At 71.6% G+C, this 16,884-nt stretch carries 12 protein-coding genes; 9 read left to right on the top strand and 3 right to left on the bottom strand.

Annotated features, from left to right (window positions below; genetic code table 11):
- Positions 1 to 395 precede the first annotated feature (395 nt).
- The gene (locus IF17_RS0127995) at positions 396 to 1,004 is read left to right on the top strand and encodes an HhH-GDP family DNA glycosylase (protein WP_209437784.1); all 609 of its coding nucleotides are present in this window, start codon (positions 396 to 398) and stop codon (positions 1,002 to 1,004) included.
- Positions 1,005 to 1,164: 160 nt separating this feature from the next.
- Here IF17_RS0127995 and IF17_RS0128000 read toward each other — a convergent pair whose 3' ends face one another.
- Positions 1,165 to 2,199, bottom strand: coding sequence for a LacI family DNA-binding transcriptional regulator (locus IF17_RS0128000; protein WP_030571518.1), 1,035 nt, complete (start codon positions 2,197 to 2,199; stop codon positions 1,165 to 1,167).
- Positions 2,200 to 2,339: 140 nt separating this feature from the next.
- On the opposite strand from IF17_RS0128000, the gene IF17_RS0128005 reads away from it, so the two are divergent.
- The 4 genes from IF17_RS0128005 to IF17_RS0128020 are packed head-to-tail and all read left to right on the top strand — an operon-like array spanning position 2,340 to position 7,949.
- A complete protein-coding gene (locus tag IF17_RS0128005) occupies positions 2,340 to 3,641 on the top strand; it encodes an ABC transporter substrate-binding protein (protein WP_030571520.1) in 1,302 nt (433 codons plus the stop codon).
- Positions 3,642 to 3,679: 38 nt separating this feature from the next.
- Positions 3,680 to 4,624 carry a carbohydrate ABC transporter permease gene (locus IF17_RS0128010; protein ID WP_030571522.1) on the top strand — a complete coding sequence of 315 codons (945 nt, stop codon included), beginning with the start codon at positions 3,680 to 3,682 and terminating at the stop codon, positions 4,622 to 4,624.
- Positions 4,621 to 5,442: a carbohydrate ABC transporter permease gene (locus IF17_RS0128015; protein ID WP_030571524.1), complete on the top strand. Its 822-nt coding sequence runs from the start codon at positions 4,621 to 4,623 to the stop codon at positions 5,440 to 5,442. The genes IF17_RS0128010 and IF17_RS0128015 overlap by 4 nt, the downstream gene beginning before the upstream one ends.
- A gap of 59 nt (positions 5,443 to 5,501) precedes the next feature.
- Entirely contained in the window at positions 5,502 to 7,949 is a 2,448-nt protein-coding gene (locus tag IF17_RS0128020) for a beta-xylosidase/alpha-l-arabinosidase (RefSeq protein ID WP_030571526.1), read from the top strand.
- A 216-nt stretch (positions 7,950 to 8,165) separates the two neighbouring features.
- Here the strand turns inward: IF17_RS0128020 and IF17_RS1000000140155 are convergent, their stop codons facing one another.
- Both IF17_RS1000000140155 and IF17_RS0128030 read right to left on the bottom strand, forming a co-directional pair.
- The gene (locus IF17_RS1000000140155) at positions 8,166 to 8,288 is read right to left on the bottom strand and encodes a hypothetical protein (protein WP_256859253.1); all 123 of its coding nucleotides are present in this window, start codon (positions 8,286 to 8,288) and stop codon (positions 8,166 to 8,168) included.
- A 362-nt stretch (positions 8,289 to 8,650) separates the two neighbouring features.
- The gene (locus IF17_RS0128030; RefSeq protein WP_030571530.1) at positions 8,651 to 9,769 is read right to left on the bottom strand and encodes a mannose-binding protein; all 1,119 of its coding nucleotides are present in this window, start codon (positions 9,767 to 9,769) and stop codon (positions 8,651 to 8,653) included.
- Between the two features lie 339 nt (positions 9,770 to 10,108).
- On the opposite strand from IF17_RS0128030, the gene IF17_RS0128035 reads away from it, so the two are divergent.
- The 4 genes from IF17_RS0128035 to IF17_RS0128050 all read left to right on the top strand — a co-directional run bounded on the left by IF17_RS0128035 (position 10,109) and on the right by IF17_RS0128050 (position 16,807).
- On the top strand, positions 10,109 to 10,753 hold the full coding sequence (locus tag IF17_RS0128035; RefSeq protein ID WP_078616066.1) for a type VII secretion system-associated protein: 645 nt from the start codon (positions 10,109 to 10,111) through the stop codon (positions 10,751 to 10,753).
- On the top strand, positions 10,750 to 12,093 hold the full coding sequence (locus IF17_RS0128040) for an RICIN domain-containing protein (RefSeq protein ID WP_030571536.1): 1,344 nt from the start codon (positions 10,750 to 10,752) through the stop codon (positions 12,091 to 12,093). Before IF17_RS0128035 ends, IF17_RS0128040 begins: the two co-directional genes overlap by 4 nt.
- 146 nt (positions 12,094 to 12,239) lie before the next feature.
- Entirely contained in the window at positions 12,240 to 15,551 is a 3,312-nt protein-coding gene (locus tag IF17_RS0128045; RefSeq protein WP_030571539.1) for a right-handed parallel beta-helix repeat-containing protein, read from the top strand.
- Entirely contained in the window at positions 15,548 to 16,807 is a 1,260-nt protein-coding gene (locus IF17_RS0128050) for a S8 family serine peptidase (protein WP_030571542.1), read from the top strand. Before IF17_RS0128045 ends, IF17_RS0128050 begins: the two co-directional genes overlap by 4 nt.
- The last annotated feature ends 77 nt before the right edge of the window (positions 16,808 to 16,884 follow it).

The following is a 16,884-nucleotide window of genomic DNA, read 5'->3' on the forward strand; positions in this document are numbered from 1 at the left end:
TACCAGCCACGAGAAGCGAAACCTTTCACGACACGTCGAACCCGCGTTCGGGGTTGGGGAGCGTGTAAAGCGTAGGTCAACCAGTCTCATTTGTTGAGGTGTTGATCCCTTCCGGTCACAACTCGTCTCTGAGAATGGCGTGTTGACGCCTATGCCTCGTCCGTTCGGGGGTGCCATCGGTGGGGTGGCGTCAGCAGCACGGACTGTCCAACAGGGCCGGGTGGACCGACGTATGAGCCCTCGTCCCGAGGTGTCTGCCCTGCGTGGCGGCTGCGAATGGGCGGCCTTCCCACTGTGGAGGGGCTGTCCGACGGAACGGCACCCCCACGCCCCACCCATGAAGAAGTCCTGAACTTTCCTGCCAGACAGTCGGACCGCAACGCCATCATTGACCCATGCCCGCATCCAGTTCTGCCCAGCGGCTCGCCGACCACGTTCAGCACCTGCTTGGCAGCGGTCCGTTTCCTCAGCCCGGCGGATGGACTCACATGGGCGCTGTCATCTGTGACGTCAGCTTCCAGCCCCGGTGCAACTACGAGGCGACTCTTCGACCGCGGCTCCGCCATCTGCAATCGAGCTGGCCTGATGCGAGAACGGTGAGTGGCTTCCAGCGCCGGCTCGCCACGGAAGACCTCGCCGTGGCCATGAAGTTCAAGCACGCGCAGAAGGTCGCGACGGCCCACGCCATCACCGGCCTCCTCGCTGCCCACGGGGTCGACACCCGCGAGGACCTCCACACGTGGCTCGGTCATCAGGTCAATCGCGCGGCTCTGCTCACGGTGAAGGGAGTGGGGCCGAAGAGCATCGACTACATCGGCAATCTCGTCGGCCGTTCACATGTCGCCGTTGACGTACATCTCCGTGCCTTCGCCGTGGATGCCGGTGTTCCGGACCTCCCCTATGACAAGTTGCGCGCAGCGTACGAGGAAGCCGCCGCGCTCCTCGGACACGACAAGGGCGGACTGGAGCATGCCGTTTGGCGGCATGGGTCGAAGGCCGCGTAGCCACCCGGCAGGCCTGGCCGTTGTAGGTGCGAGTTGCAGCCGGCTGATGTGCTTGTGGTGAGGCGCGGCTGCGTTCGTGGACCTTGTTTCCGGTCTTCTTCCTTCATCAGTCGGCGGAGATCCTGCGGCGGCGCGGCGTGGCGTGGCTCGAACTCGGTGCTCAGCTCTCCGGCGGTGGTGGTGCCGTGCTCTTGCGTACGACCAGGGTCGTGGCGAGTTCCAGCCGCGTGGACACCGGTTCCTGGGCCCGTAGCCGCATCAGCATCTGTGCGGCCTCCTCCGCCATCTGGCGCAGTGGCTGGTGGACCGTGGTCAGGGCCGGGCTGGCCCAGCGGGCGATGGAGACGTCGTCGTAGCCGACCACCGAGAGGTCGTGGGGGACGCGCAGGCCCTGCACACGGGCGGCTTCCAGGACGCCCAGTGCCTGGAGGTCGCTGCCCGCGAAGATCGCGGTGGGCCGGTTGGGGCGGGAGAGCATCTCGGTGGCGCGGTCGTATCCGCCCTCCACGTGGAAGTCGCCGAACAGGATGAGGCCGGGGTCCACCTCCAGCCCCGCCATGGTCATCGCGGACCGGTAGCCGTCGAGCCGGGCGCGGGAGCAGAGCATGTCCTCGGGGCCGGTGATGACCCCGATGCGCCGGTGGCCGCACTCGATGAGATGGCGGGTGGCGGCCAGTCCGCCGTTCCAGTTGGCCGAGCCGACCGAGGGTACGTCGGGGTCGGGGTCGCCCGCCGGGTCGATGATGACGAAGGGGATAGAGCGCGCCCTGAGCTGCTGCTTCACCTCGCCGGGCAGGGTGGAGAAGACTAGGACGACACCGAGCGGCCGTCGCTGGAGCATCGCCTCCATCCAGTCGGGGCCGGGCGCGTGGCGGGTTCCGCTTTCGGTGAGGACGACCCCGGCGCCGTGGGCCTTGGCGACGTTCTCCACCCCCCGGATCAGCTCCATCGCCCAGATGCTCTCCAGCTCGTGGAACACGATCTCGATGAGCGGCGCCTCGCCGGCCGACCGTGTGGTGCGCCGGTAGGCGTGGGCCTCCAGCAGGCGCTCCACCTTGAGGCGCGTGGGGGTCGCCACGTCCTGTCGTCCGTTGAGGACCTTCGAAACTGTCGAAATGGAGACGCCGGCCCGCTCGGCCACCTGAGCCAGGGTGATACGGCCCATCTTCTCGTCATCGCGCATGGCGAGGAGCATAAAGCACGAGGCAGCCGGCGCCTAGGCGTAACGCTTTGGTAACGCGGTGACCGAGGGTTGACCCTCTGGAGGGGGAGTTCTAGCGTCCCGACTCAACAAGTTTCGGTAGTCGCGCCGAAAAAGTTTCGAAGGGTGAGTCGATGAAGCAACGCGCACGGTTCTCGCGAACCGCTGTCGTCGGTGGTGCCGCGCTGGCCCTGGTGCTGTCCCTGTCCGGATGCGGGGGAGGCTCCGATGCGGCCGACGGCGACACCATCCACGTCCTGGTCTACGGGGACGCGGCGAACAAGGTGGAGAAGGAGCTCGTCGCCACCTTCAACAAGACGTCGAAGGTGAAGGCCGTCCTGGACACGATCCCGGGCGCCGACTACCAGGCCAAGCTGCAGACGATCATCAACAGCAAGCAGGCGCCGGACGTCTTCTTCAACTGGGGCGGCGGCAGCATCAAGCCGTTCGTCGACGCCGGCCTGCTGCTCCCGCTGGACCCCTTCATCGACAAGGACCCGGACCTCAAGGCGAAGTTCCTGCCGTCCGTGTTCAACAGTGCGGTGGTCGACGGCACGTCCTACGGGGTACCCATGCGCGGCACACAGCCCGTACTGCTGTTCAACAACGGCAAGGTCCTCAAGAAGGCGGGCGTCGAACCCCCGAAGACCTGGGACGACCTGCTGGCGGCGGTCAAGGCGCTGAAGGTCGACGGCGTCACCCCGATCGCGCTGGGCGGCGGCGACCGGTGGCCGACGCTGATGTGGTTCGAGTACCTGTACGACCGCATCGCCGGGCCCGAGCTGTTCCAGAAGGCCCTGGACGGCGACAAGGACGCCTGGGCGAGCCAGGACAGCCGCAAGGCACTGGGCAAGATCAGGGAACTGGTGGACGCCGGGGCCTTCGGCACCAACTACGACTCGGTGAAGTTCACCGACCAGGGTTCCCCCACGCTCCTGGCCACCGGCAGGGCCGGCTTCGAGCTGATGGGTTCGTGGGCGTACTCGACGCAGCAGGACGCGCACCCCGAGTTCGCGAAGAGCGACCTCGGGTACAGCGCGTTCCCCTCCGTCGAAGGCGGCAGGGGCGACCAGGCGAACGTCGTCGGCAACACCAACAACTTCTACTCCGTGCTGAAGAAGACGAAGCACCCGCAGGCCGTCGCCGCGTTCCTGAAGCTCATGTACTCGGACCAGTTCGTCAAGGCGCAGCTCTCCATCGGCAACCTGCCGACCACGACGAACACCGAAGGCCTCCTGGACACCGCCGCCAGCCCCGAGTTCGCGAAGTTCCAGTACGACATGGTCAAGGCGGCCCCGGCCTTCCAGCTCTCCTGGGACCAGGCGTATCCGCAGGCGGCGGCCACCGCGATGTACCAGTCCCTCCAGCAGTTCTTCAACGGCTCGATGGACGAGGACGCCTTCATCAAGGCCATGCAGGCGCTGCCGACCTCGTGAACGCACTGAAAGGGAAATCCGGACTCGGAACACCTGACATGACCCGGAACGCACCACCCCCGGCGGACAGCGGGGCGGTCAGGAGCGCCGGCTCGTCCGGCAGCGGATCCAGCGGAGCGGGCCGCCCGGGATTCCTCTGGGCGGTCCCCGCCGCCGTCTTCTTCGGCCTCTTCGCCATCGTCCCGCTCATCATGGTCGCCGTCCTCTCCTTCGCCAGCTGGGACGGTCTGAGCGACCCGGAATTCACCGGGCTCGACAACTGGAGGACACTCCTCGACGACCCCGTCATGATCAAGAGCCTCTGGCTGAGCGTCCTGCTCACCGTGCTCGGGGTCGCCGTCCAGACCCCGCTGAGCATCCTGCTCGGGGTCTGGGCGGCGGGGCACCAGCGCAACCGGGCCGTCCTGTCCGCCATCTACTTCGTCCCGCTGCTGCTGTCCATCGCGGCCGTGTCCGTGCTGTGGCGCGCCGTCCTCGACCCCAACCTCGGTGTCCCCGCGCACGCCACCTGGCTGTTCGGCGACGGCAACCTGTTCGGGACGCAGGCCACGGCGATCGGCGTCCTGGTCTTCGTCAGCACCTGGCAGTTCACCCCCCTGCACACGCTGATCTACCAGGGCGCGGCGCGCGCGGTGCCACCGGTCCTCTACCAGGCGGCGCAGATCGACGGCGCGGGCAGGGTGCGGCAGTTCTTCCACATCACGCTGCCGCAGCTCCGTAACTCGATCATCACCTCGGTGATCCTCATGGTGGTCGGCGGCCTCACGACCTTCGACACCGTGCTCATCCTGACCCAGGGCGGACCGGGAAGCGACACCACCATCAGCGCGTACTACATGTACCAGAAGGCGTTCAAGAGCTTCGACTACGGAGCGGCCTCCGCCATCGCCCTCCTCCTGGTCCTCGTCTCCACGGTCATCTCGCTGATCGTGGTGCGGCTCTCGGGCTACGACAAGATGCGCAGCACCATGGAGGGACTGTGAGGAAGAGCCGTCCCAACCACCTCGCCGGTTTCGGCTCGCTGGTCTGGCTCCTCGTGGTGGGGCTGCCGCTGTACGTGATGCTCGTCGCCACGTTCCAGTCGCGCCCCGACTACGCGGCGAACGGCCCGCTGGCCTTCCCCGAACACTTCACGCTCGACAACTACGTCAACGACCTCAACAGCGGCTTCGCGCAGTACTTCCTCAACACGGTCATCGTCACCGTGTGCGTGGTCGGCATCGTCGTGCTGCTCGTCCCGCCGCTGGCGTACACCATCGTCAGGAGCCGGGGCCGCGCCACCACCACGGTCTTCCGGCTGTTCCTCCTGGGACTGGCGATCCCCTCGCAGGCGGTCATCGTGCCGATGTTCTTCGTCATCAGCGAGGCCGGTCTCTACGACAACCTCATCGGCGTCATCCTGCCGACGGCGGCCTTCGCCATGCCGGTGTGCGCCCTGATCCTGACGGGCGTGATGCGTGACATCACCCCCGATCTGTACGAGGCGATGACGGTGGACGGTGCATCGCCCCGGAGGGTCTTCTTCCAGCTGGTGCTGCCGCTCTCCAGGAGCGGGGTCTCGACGATCGTCGTCTTCTCCGCGCTCCAGGCGTGGAACGGCTTCCTCTTCCCCCTCGTCCTGACGCAGTCGGTGGAGACCAAGGTGATCACCCTGGGGCTCTACGACTTCCAGACGGAACGCGGAGTCGACACTCCCGGCCTGCTCGCCGCGGTCGTCCTGTCCATGCTCCCCATCCTGATCGTCTACCTGTTCGCACGCCGGGCCCTGGTCCAGGGGCTCATGGGGGTGGGAGGAAAATGACCGCCAACACCGACCGAGTGACCACCGGCATCGAGAAGGTGACCACGGGCATCGAGAAGGTGACCGCCGGCGTGCGGACATCCGCCGTGGCCACCGACCTACGCACCGGGCCCTGGCGCGATCCCACCCTCGCTCCCGAGGCCAGGGCCGACGCCCTGATCGCCGCCATGACCCTCCAGGAGAAGGTCTCCCAGCTCTTCGGCGTCTGGGTGGGCGCCTCCGACGACGGCGCCGAAGTCGCCCCGTTCCAGCACGACATGGAGGAGGCCGTCGCCCTCGACGACCTTCTTCCGTACGGCCTCGGCCAGCTGACCCGCCCGTTCGGAACGGCCCCGGTCGACCCGGCCGTGGGGGCCCTCTCGCTGGCGCGCACCCAGGAGCGCATCGCCGGGGCGAACCGCTTCGGCATACCGGCGCTCGCCCATGAGGAATGCCTTGCGGGCTTCGCCGCCTGGGGCGCGACCGCCTACCCGGTGCCGCTGTCCTGGGGCGCCACCTTCCACCCGGAGCTGGTCCGGGAGATGGCCGCAGCGATCGGCCGCGACATGCGGTCCGTCGGCGTGCACCAGGGGCTCGCCCCCGTACTCGACGTCGTACGCGACGCACGCTGGGGCCGCGTCGAGGAGACCATCGGCGAGGACCCGTACCTGGTAGGGACGGTTGCCACCGCCTATGTGCGGGGCCTGGAGTCGGCCGGGATCGTCGCCACGCTCAAGCACTTCGCCGGCTACTCCGCCTCACGGGCCGGCCGCAACCTCGCACCCGTCGGCATGGGCGCGCGGGAGCGGGCCGATGTCATCCTGACCCCGTTCGAGATGGCCGTACGCGAGAGCGGCGTACGGTCGGTCATGCACGCCTACACCGACACCGACGGAATCCCCTCCGCGGCCGACGGGTCGCTGCTGACCGGCCTGCTCCGCGACACCTGGGGCTTCGAGGGGACCGTCGTCGCGGACTACTTCGGCATCGCGTTCCTGAAGACGCTGCACGGCGTGGCGGGGACCTTCGGGGAAGCGGCCGGCGCCGCACTGGGCGCGGGAGTGGACGTGGAACTGCCGACCGTCAAGACCTTCGGCGGCCCGCTCACCGACGCGATCGCCGAGGGCCTCGTCCCCGAGGCGCTGGTGGACCGTGCGGTACGCCGAGTGCTGGTCCAGAAAGCCCAGTTGGGGCTGCTGGACGAGGACTGGGGGCCGGTGCCGCCGGCGCTCGCCGGAGCCACAGGCGTGGACGGCCCTGTGGGAGGGGGCGGCTCCTCCGGCGGGAACCCGGAGGGGCTGCGCGGGACCGTCCGTTTCGACACCGACGAGAACCGCGCACTCGCCCGCCGCGTCGCCGAACAGGCCGTCGTCCTCCTGCGCAACGACGGCACCCTGCCCCTGCCGGCGGACGCGCCCGCCGGAGCCCCGGCCCGTATCGCCCTCATCGGGCCCAACGCCGACACCCCGACGGCCGTGCTCGGCTGCTACGCCTTTCCCGTCCACGTCGGCGGTCAGCACCCCGAGGCCCCGCTCGGCATCGAACTGCCCACCCTGTACGAGGCATGCGCGGCCGAGTTCCCCCACAGCGAGATCGTCACCGCGCGGGGTGCGGACATCGACGGCCCGGACAGCGGCGGCTTCGCCGGGGCCGTCGAACTGGCCAGGGGCGCCGACCTCGTGATCGTCGCACTCGGCGACCGGGCCGGTCTCTTCGGGCGCGGTACGAGCGGGGAGGGCTGCGACGCGGAGGACCTGGCGCTCCCCGGGGTCCAGCAGCAGCTGCTCGACGCCCTCCTCGACGCGGGCACCCCCGTCGTCGTCGTCCTGCTCGCCGGACGCCCCTACGCCCTCGGCCGTGCGGTGGACGAGGCGGCCGCGGTGGTGCAGTCGTTCTTCCCCGGCGAAGAAGGAACGAGGGCCATCGCCTCGGTGCTCAGCGGCCGTACGGCACCCTCCGGCCGGCTGCCCGTCAGCGTGCCGCGCCACCCGGGCTCCCAGCCCTCCACCTACCTGGCGGCGCGGCTGGGCCACTCCAGCGAGGTGTCCAGTGTCGATCCGACCCCGGCGTTCGGGTTCGGCCACGGCCTGACGTACACCGCCTTCGTGTGGAGCGGCCTCATCGTGGAGTGCGGACGAGCTTCTACGGAAGGGGAGTTCACGCTCTCCTGCACCGTCCGCAACACCGGTGCGCGGCCGGGGACCGAAGTGGTCCAGGTGTATCTGCACGACCCCGTCGCCTCCGTGGTCCAGCCGGTGCAGCGCCTCATCGGGTACGTACGCCTCGACCTGGATCCCGGTCGGATGGCCAGGGTACGGCTGACGGTCCCGGCGGACCTCACGTCCTTCACGGGCCGCGAGGGCCACCGGATCGTCGAGCCGGGCGATCTCGAACTGCGGCTGAGCGCGTCGAGCACCGACCCGCGCCTCACGGCCCGGGTCACGCTGACGGGACCGGTACGGACGGTCGACCACACCCGTCGGCTGCACATGGGCGTCGCGACGGAGATCCTCACGGACGCGCCGTAGCCCGGCGCATACCGGCCGGAAGGACCTTTACGGGTGGGACGGCCACCCGTGAAGGTCGGCCACCCGCCTCGTCCACGGCGGACCGGGACTGTGGAGCCCCACCCTGGTCGACGACGATGTGGGGTGGAGGCGGCCGTCGCGGTACACGCGGTGGTTGACGGGGTGTCAGGGCTGGCGGGGCCCGGGGCAGGAGTGGGGCGGCGTACGGCCGTGGCGTCAGCGGTAGCGGATCACGTGCAGGGCGTGGACTCCGGTCGGGTCGAAGGACACGGGTTCACCGGACGCGCCGTCGAACAGCACTCCTGTCGCCGTGGTGAGTCCGTTGACCAGCCACCCCACGGCCTCGCGGCCTCGGCCGTCCGTTCGGCGGATCCAGATCAGTGCGCGTGATCCGGGCGGGAACGAGGTCAGTTCGTCGACCGCCGACGACCAGATCTGATGGTCCGACGTGGACAGTACGGGCCCGAGCTCGGCGAGGGTCGGCTCGAACCAGAGGGCACGGCCGGGCGGGGGCGGTGAGGGGAAGCTCCCGGTGCCGGGAGTCCCTCCGGAGTCCCAGTGGGCCAGCCAGTTCCAGGGATCCGAGTTGGGCAGACCGAACGGCTCGGACGCGTCCTTGGGGACGACCAGCGACGCGTCGAGTCAGATCTGCCATGTGGCAGGACAACGTGACCCCGGAGGCCGTCCTGCCCGCCGGGCGGTCAGGTCGACCAGACCACCCTGCCGTTGTGGACGATCACCACCTTGGCGTCCGGGCGGAGGACCAGTTGCGCGCCACCGAAATCGTGGGTCTTGGACGCCCAGATCGCGCGGTCGTCGCCGTTGTGGATGACCAGGTTGCCGTCGGGCTGGAAGATCGCCCGGTGGTTCTCACCGAAGGTCATCGCCGCCCAGACGGGCTTGTTCTGCTCGTTGTAGACGACGAGGTTGCCGTCCTGCTGCATCGTCATCCGGATGCGGTTGGTGGCCCAGGACTGGCCGACGCCGATGGAGCTGGTCGCGGAGACCGTCTGGGTGCCCCAGTTCGGCTTCGGGGCCGCCTTGGGCTTCGGCTTCGGTTCCGGGGAGGTCTTGGGCTTCGGCTTCGGCTTCGGTTCCGGGGAGGTCTTGGGCTTCGGCTTCTCGGTGGGGGCACTCGTGCCGGGCTGCGGGGCGGGGGCGGCCGGGGCGGGGGCGGCCTTCGGTGGAGTGATCTTCTTCTGTTCGGTCGCGGACGGTGTGGGTTTCACCGCCACGTAGTCCTCCAGGGCCGCCGGAGCCGTCTCGGGGTTGAGGACCGTGTCGGCGCTCCCCGCGACCGGTGCCGTCCCGGTGTTACGGGGCTCCTCGTCGTTCGCGCTGCCCATCAGGAGCACGGGGATCGCGACGAGGGCCGCGCCGATGAACACGGCCCCCGCCAGGACCGGGGTGCGGGGGCGGCCCCTGTCGACGGCCGTCAGTGTCCTGGTCTCCGGTGCGGTTGCGACGGCCGCTGCGAGGGCGGCGCCCTCCGCGCGGGCCTCCCCGGGTTCCTTGGGTTCCTCGGCCGTCTCGGCCGGTGCGGCCGGGGGCGAGGGTTCGGCCGGCGCGTCGGGCTCGGGTGTGACGGTGGGCTCGGGTGCGGCAGCGGCTTCCGGTGCGGCAGTGGCTCCCGGTGTGGCGGGCGCCTTCGCCTGCGGCTCCTCCGTGGCAGAGGCAGAGGCGGTGGGCTCCGGCTCGGCCTTCGGGGGAGAGGTCTGCGTCTCCTCCGCCGGTGCGGTGGGAGATGGGGGCGCGGGGGTGGGCTCCTCCGCGCGGGCGGTGGCTGCCGTGGCGCCAGGGGTGGGGGGCTCGGGGGGCATGCGGTGACTCCTCCTCGGTGGCGCGCCCAACGTAGCCCGTCCTGGGGAGTGTGGGCGGTGTCTCGCCCTTTACGCTCCCGGCGCTTTGTCCGCCTGCGCCTCACTGGTCCCGGTAAGTTCTCCGTTCGGGCAGTAAACGGGCACGTGACCAGGCCATTCGGATCTCCTGCCGCGCGCCGTGAACGAAGCTCGTATGACATCCTGTTGGCTTCCCGATCTGATCACTGTCGGCCGTGCGCTCAGACCGCTCGGCGCTCAAGAAGTCGTACGGAGCCAAGAGTTCAGGTGGAGAATCCGACCGGAGAGCCGCAAGAGGGCCCGCAGGGCGCTCCGTCGGCCTTGCCCGATGCCCCTCCGGTGCCCGATGCCTCCCTGGTGCCGGATGCCGTGAAGGACGCGGCCCGTCGGGCGCCGGGGCACTGGATCGGGATTGTCGATCCGGAGTGGACCGAGGAGCGGACGCCGCCGGGGTGGGCCGTGCTGGGGGAGTGGCAGTCGGACGCGAGCGGGGAAGTGGCCGAGTACCGTGCCAACCCCGCGTACCGGCCCTCGGCCCGCGTCCTCGGGTGGCCGGAGCCCACCGATCCGGTCGACGCGGCCGCTCAGCGGGCCGCGACCGGATACGGCACGGTCGAGGCGGCGCTGGCCGCTCTCGCCGAGGCGGATGTCTCCGTCGTACGCGGACCGGACGGCGGGCCGCTCCTGGCCGCCGGGCGGGACGGGGCGCCGGTAGTGCTCCTGTTCACCTCACCCACACATGAATTCATGTCAGCGGCACTTCACCATGACACGCTGTCCGCCCGGGAGCTGGCCAGGTCGGTGACGGCCGCCGGAGCCGTGCTGTCGGTCAACCCCGGTGCCGCGGCGCCCTTGCTCGTCCCGGCCGACAGCCTTCTCGGGCCCCTGGACCCCGCCCCCGTGGCCGGGGCGGGCGACCCCCATCCAACCGAACCCTGGCCCCACACCACAGGGAGGACCCAGTGACGCGTTCGTCGTCCCAGCAGACCCACGCTTCTCCTGAGGCTCGTACGGAGTCCGGTGCCGAGGGCGAGGGCACCGCCGTGAACTCCGCCGCCGGCGCCGCTCCCCTCGCCTCCGGCGCTTCCGGCGCGCCTGATACGGCAGCCGCGCCCGATTCCGCGCCCGCACAGGCGAAGAGCGAAGCAGCAGCCGCCCCGGAGTCCCCGAAGGGGGAGGCGTCCGGCGAGCCTCAGGCCCCCGAGGGGGAGAAGTCCGGCGCGCCCAAGTCCTCTGAGGCCGCTGTCCCTGCCGCCACTGCAGCCGCCGGGCCCGGGTCCGCGACCTCCCAGTCCCCGGCCGGAACCGCCGAGGCCCAGCCCGCAACCCCCGGGGCCGACTCCGACCCCGACCCCAGTGCCTCCGCCGCCGCCCAGAGCCGGCTCCCCGCCCTCGTACGGACCATGAGCGCCACCGCCATCGGTCAGCCGCAGCAGCAGGCCGGCCCCGTGGGGCGGCCGGGCAAGGCCGCACTCGCGGGCGCGGCGGTCGTGGGAGCGCTGCTCGTGTCGGTGCCCTTCCTCGTGCTCGCCGGGAACAACGACGACGGGCCCCGGCAGACGAACGCGGCGGCGGCCGGGACCGTGCTCGACGGGAGCGGGCCGGAGGCGCCGGGCGAGTTCGCCGTCACCGCGCCCGAGACCAGCGCGGCCGCCGACGACGACAAGGGGAAGAAGGAGGACGCGGGGGCGGCCGAGAAGGCCGGCAACGCCGTTCCGGCCATTCCCCCGCCCGCCGCTCCGTCGGGGGGCGGCAAGGACGCGCCGAAGGAGGGAGCCGGCCCGGAGGCACCGCCGAAGAAGGAAACGGCCGCCAAGGATGCGCCGAAGAAGGCCGACAGCCCGAAGGCCCAGCCCAAGAAGGAGAGCGGCGGGGCCAAGAACCAGCCCGCCAAGGCCCAGCCCGCCGTCACGTTCAGCGGGCCCGTCTCCTTCCGCAGCCATCTCTCCGGCCGCTGCCTCGACGTACCCGGCCACAACTTCAACGACGGCCAGCCGCTGTTCATGTGGGACTGCAACGGCGCCGAGGCCCAGCAGTGGCGCTTCGGCTCCGACGGCACCATCCGGGCCAAGGACAAGTGCCTGGACGTGGCCAACGCGAACTTCAACAACGGCACCCCCATCCAGCTCGCCTGGTGCAACGGCTCCGCCGCCCAGAAGTTCACCCTCAACGGCGCCCACGACCTGGTCAACACCGTCGTCGGCAAGTGCGTCGACATCCCGAACCACAGCAAGAGCCGGGGCCCGTCCACCTACCTGATCCTGTGGGAGTGCACGGGCAACGACAACCAGAAGTGGAGCACCTGACCGGAAGGTCCGTGGACCCGGGGTTCCGCTCCCGGCCTCCGCGTGCCGCCCCGGGCCAGGCATGATGGCATCGCCGGAGCGCCGCACCGCGCCCCGGCGAAGAGGGGCGTCCGGACAGGGCGCCGCCGTAGCAAGGAGGTTGGTGCGTGTCGCGCCAGGTACTGTCGGTCGGCCCCGGGGACCGCTTCTCGACGATCGGTGAGGCGCTCGCCGTCGCCCGCACCGGGGCGCTCATCAGCGTCCGGCCCGGAACGTACGCGGAGAACCTGGTGATCCACACCCGGGTCACCCTCACCGCCGCCGAGGGGCGGGGCACGGTGGAGATCCGGCCGCGTACGGGCAGCGTCATCGCGCTGCGCGCCGACGCCGTCATGGTCTCCGAACTCACCCTGCGCGGCGGCGACGCCGAGCTGCCCGCCGTGGATGTGCGGCGCGGGCAGGCCGCGTTCGACGGCTGCGAGATCGTCGGCGCCGCCTGGACCGCGATGCTGGCCGGCGGGACCGGCTCCCTCGCGCTGCGGGACTGCCGGGTGAGCAACCCGCAGGGCGCGGGCATCGTGGTGACCTCCACCACGCCCACCACCGTGGAGTCCTGCACGCTCGAACACCTGGGCACCAGCGGCATCGTCCTCGCCGAGCAGGGCGAGGCACGCATCCGCGACTGCACCGTACGCGGCGCCCGGGGCAACGGGCTCCTCGCCAACGGCGAGACCCGCGGCACCGTCGAGGACTGCGACATCTCCTCCACCGACAAGCCCTCCATCGCCCTGGAGGAGAACTCCGCCGTCTCCGTCGTCCGGACCGTCGTCCACGACACCAGCACCGGCGTCCACCTGAGCAGTTCGGGCCGCACCACCCTGGAGGACGTCCGCGTCACCGGCGCCTCCGGCAACGGGATCGCCCTGGCCAAGGGCACCGACCCCGTCCTGCGCCGCTGCCGCGTCTCGCGCGTACGCGGGCACGGCGTGGTCGTCACCGACCGGGCGCGCGGCACCTTCGAGGACTGCTGGGTGGACGGCGCGCAGGGCGCCGCGCTCCGGGTCGCCGGGGCCTCCTCCCCGGCGCTGACCGGGCTCACCGTCCGCGACTGCGAAGGGGCCGGACTGCTCCTGGAGGAGGACGCGGCGCCCGAGCTGGACCGCCTGGAGGTGATCGGCTCCTCGCCCGCCGTCGCACTGCTCGGCGGCGCCAACCCGCTGCTGCGCCGGGCCCGCCTGGTCGAGCCCGCCGGCGACGGCATCGCGGCCTCCCGGGACGCCCGGGGCCGCGTCGAGGACTGCGAGATCGTCCGGCCCAAGGGCGCCGGTGTACGAGTGGCCTCCGGCTCCACCCTCTACCTGGCCGGCGGCGGGGTCTCCGACACCGCGACCAGCGGCCTGATCGTGGAGGACGGCGGCAACGTCACCGTCCGCGACTTCCGCGTCGAGATCTCCGGTGAGGAGGGCGTGGTCGTCGCCGCGGGCGGCGAACTGACCGCCAACCGCACCTCCGTGCACGCCCCCAAGGGCCACGGCTTCCTGCTCCGCGAGGGCGCGCTCGCCTCGCTCAGCGGCTGCGAGGTGGGCGGCGGCGCCCAGGACGGCTTCCGCGTGGAGTCCACCGCGCCCGTCTCGCTCGTCAACTGCACCGCCCGGGAGAACGAGGGCGGCGGCCTGGTGCAGACCGCCCCCGGCGACCGGCTCGCCGTGGAAGGCCTCAACAGCGTCTCCAACGGCAAGCGGGACGCCTGGGGCAGCGGCAGCGCCGAGAACACCGACCCGGCCGGCTCCGGCGCCGCCGACGGACCCGCCCCCGACCGGGCGGACGGACCCCTCGGCGCCCTCAACGCGCTCATCGGCCTGGAGAACGTCAAGCAGCAGGTCCGCACCCTGGTCAACCTCACCCAGCTCGCCCAGCGCCGCGAGCAGCTCGGCATGCCCGCACCGCCGATGAGCAGACACCTGGTCTTCGCAGGCCCGCCCGGCACCGGCAAGACGACCGTCGCCCGCCTCTTCGGGGCGATCCTCGCCGAGCTGGGCTCGCTGCGCAGCGGCCACCTGGTGGAGGTCTCCCGCGCCGACCTCGTCGCCCAGGTCGTCGGCGGCACCGCCATCAAGACCTCCGAGACCTTCCAACGGGCCCTCGGCGGCGTGCTGTTCATCGACGAGGCCTACACCCTCACCGCCGACAGCGGCAACGGCGGCGCCGACTTCGGCCGGGAGGCCGTGGACACCCTGCTGAAGCTCATGGAGGACCACCGCGACGACGTGGTGGTGGTCGCGGCCGGCTACTCCCGCGAGATGGACTCCTTCCTCTCCTCCAACCCGGGCCTGGCGTCCCGCTTCTCGCGGACCGTCGAGTTCGAGAACTACTCCGTGGACGACCTGGTCGCGATCATGGAGAGCATGTGCGCCCAGCACCAGTACGAGCTGGGTGAGGGCACCGCCGAGGCGCTGGCCGCCCACTTCGGGGCGATGGACCGGGACGCCGGATTCGGCAACGGCCGTGCCGCACGCGGGGTGTTCGAGGAGATGGTGGACCGGCAGGCGGTCCGGCTCTCCGCCCAGGCACAGGTCAGCGAGCGCGATCTGCGGCTGCTGCTCCCCGACGACGTCTCCGCCACCGCCGCCGCGACCGCCTCCGAGACCGCCGCACCGGTCGACGACCCGCTCACCCGCCTCGGCGACATGATCGGCCTGGCCGAGGTGAAGCGCGAGGTCGCCGACCTGGTCAACCTCATCACCACCGCCCGCCACCGGGCCGCCGCCGGGCTCCCCGTCCCCACCCTCAGCAACCACCTGGTCTTCACCGGCCCGCCCGGCACCGGCAAGACCACCGTCGCCCGCCTCTACGGTGAGGTGCTCACCCAGCTCGGCGTCCTGGCACGCGGCCAGCTGATCGAGGCGGCCCGCGCCGACCTCGTCGGCCGCTACATCGGCCACACCGCCCAGTTGACGCGCGAGGTCTTCGAAAAGGCCCGGGGCGGCGTGCTGTTCATCGACGAGGCCTACACCCTCACCCCGCGCGGCGGCGGCGCCGACTTCGGGCAGGAGGCGGTGGACACCCTGCTGAAGCTGATGGAGGACCACCGCGACGAGGTCGTCGTCATCGTCGCCGGCTACACCGACGAGATGGAACGCTTCCTCGCCTCCAACCCCGGCCTCTCCTCCCGCTTCCCGCGCCGGATCGCCTTCGCCGACTACTCCTCCGAGGAGCTGGTCACCATCGTCCGCACCCAGGCCGCGAACATGGGGTACGAATGCGGGCCCGGCACCGGCCCGCTGCTCAAGGAGTACTTCGACGCGCTGCCCCGGGACCGCTCCTTCGGCAACGCCCGCCTGGCCCGCCAGGTGGTCGAGTCGATGGTCACCCGCCAGGCGGGCAGGCTCAGTTCACTGGCCGCGCCCACCCTGGACGACCTGCGCATCCTGCTCCCGGCGGACGTCACAGCCGTGGCGCCGAAGGCGGTGCGCCAGTGAGGCCGCCCGCCGGTGGGACGACCCGCCTGCTGTACGGTGCCGGGCTCGCCGCCGCCCTGCTGCTGCCCGCGGCCGCACCCGCCCAGGCCGCGCCCCCCTCCCGTAGCCCGGCGGCCCTTCCCGCCGCCGACGGGCCGAAGGGCCAGGAGCTGCCCGGCATGCCCACCGCACTCGACCCCCGGGCCGAGACCGTCGCCTGCACGCCCGCCTCCAAGGAGGAGGCGAAGAAGCAGGACTGGTCCCGCCAGCGCCTCGATCTGGACCGGCTGCACCGGCACACCACCGGGGCGGGCGTGACCGTCGCGCTGATCTCGACCGGTGTCGACCCCGGGGCCGAAGGACTCGACGGCCGCGTCACCGTCCAGGGCCAGGCCGCCGACGACTGCGTGGGACAGGGGACGTTCCTGGCCGGGCTGATCGCCGGGACCGGGGGCTCGACCGCGCGCCTCGCCGGGGTCGCCCCGAGTGCGAGGATCCTCGCTCTGCGCGGCACCGACCGGCGTGGGGAACCGGACTCCACGCTCGTCACGGCGGCGGTACGGGCCGCGACCGCCGCGAAGGCCGACGTCATCGCGGTCGCGGTGGCCCTCCCGCGCAAGGAGGCCGCGCTCACCCGGGCCGTCGCCGAGGCCCGGAAGGCCGGGGCGGTGGTGGTCGCCGCCGCCACCCCGGACCCGCCGTCCCGGGGCTCGGGCGACGAGATCCCCTCCCGTACCTACTGGCCCGCCGGCGAACCCGGTGTCCTCGCCGTCGCCGACATGCTGCCCGGCGGCACCCGCCCGGACGGCGCGCTGTCCACCGACACCGTCGACCTGGCCGCGCCCGGCGCCGGGGTGGTCTCCGGCGGACCGCGCGGCAAGGGCCACTACCTCGGGGGCGGCACCGCCGTGGCCACCGCGTACGCGGCCGGGGCCGCCGCCGCCGTCCGGGCCACCCACCCCGACGACCCGGCCGACGCGCTCACCCGTCGGCTGACGGCCACCGCGTACCCGGCGGACATCCCCCAGCTGGACGCCTACGCCGCCGTCACCACGGTCCTCGGCGCCGCCGGAGCGCCCGCCGCCGGTCCGGAGCGGGCCGCCGAGCCCGTGGCCGTACGCGACACCTCCGACACCGACCGCGCCACCGGCCGGGCCACCCTCTTCGTGCTCCTCGGGTCGGCCGGCGTCCTCTCCCTCCTCTGGGCCGGTTTCGCCCTCACCCGGGCCCGCGCCCGGGGCTGGCGCCCGGCCGGAGCAGGCGCGACCGAGAGCTGAACGCGTGAGGCGCCCTCCCGTCGGGGGAGGGCGCCTCACCGGCGTGACTCAACCGGCGTGACTCACCGGCGTACCTC

The sequence above is a fragment of the Streptomyces cyaneofuscatus genome, assembly GCF_000718135.1.
Classification (GTDB): domain Bacteria; phylum Actinomycetota; class Actinomycetes; order Streptomycetales; family Streptomycetaceae; genus Streptomyces; species Streptomyces cyaneofuscatus.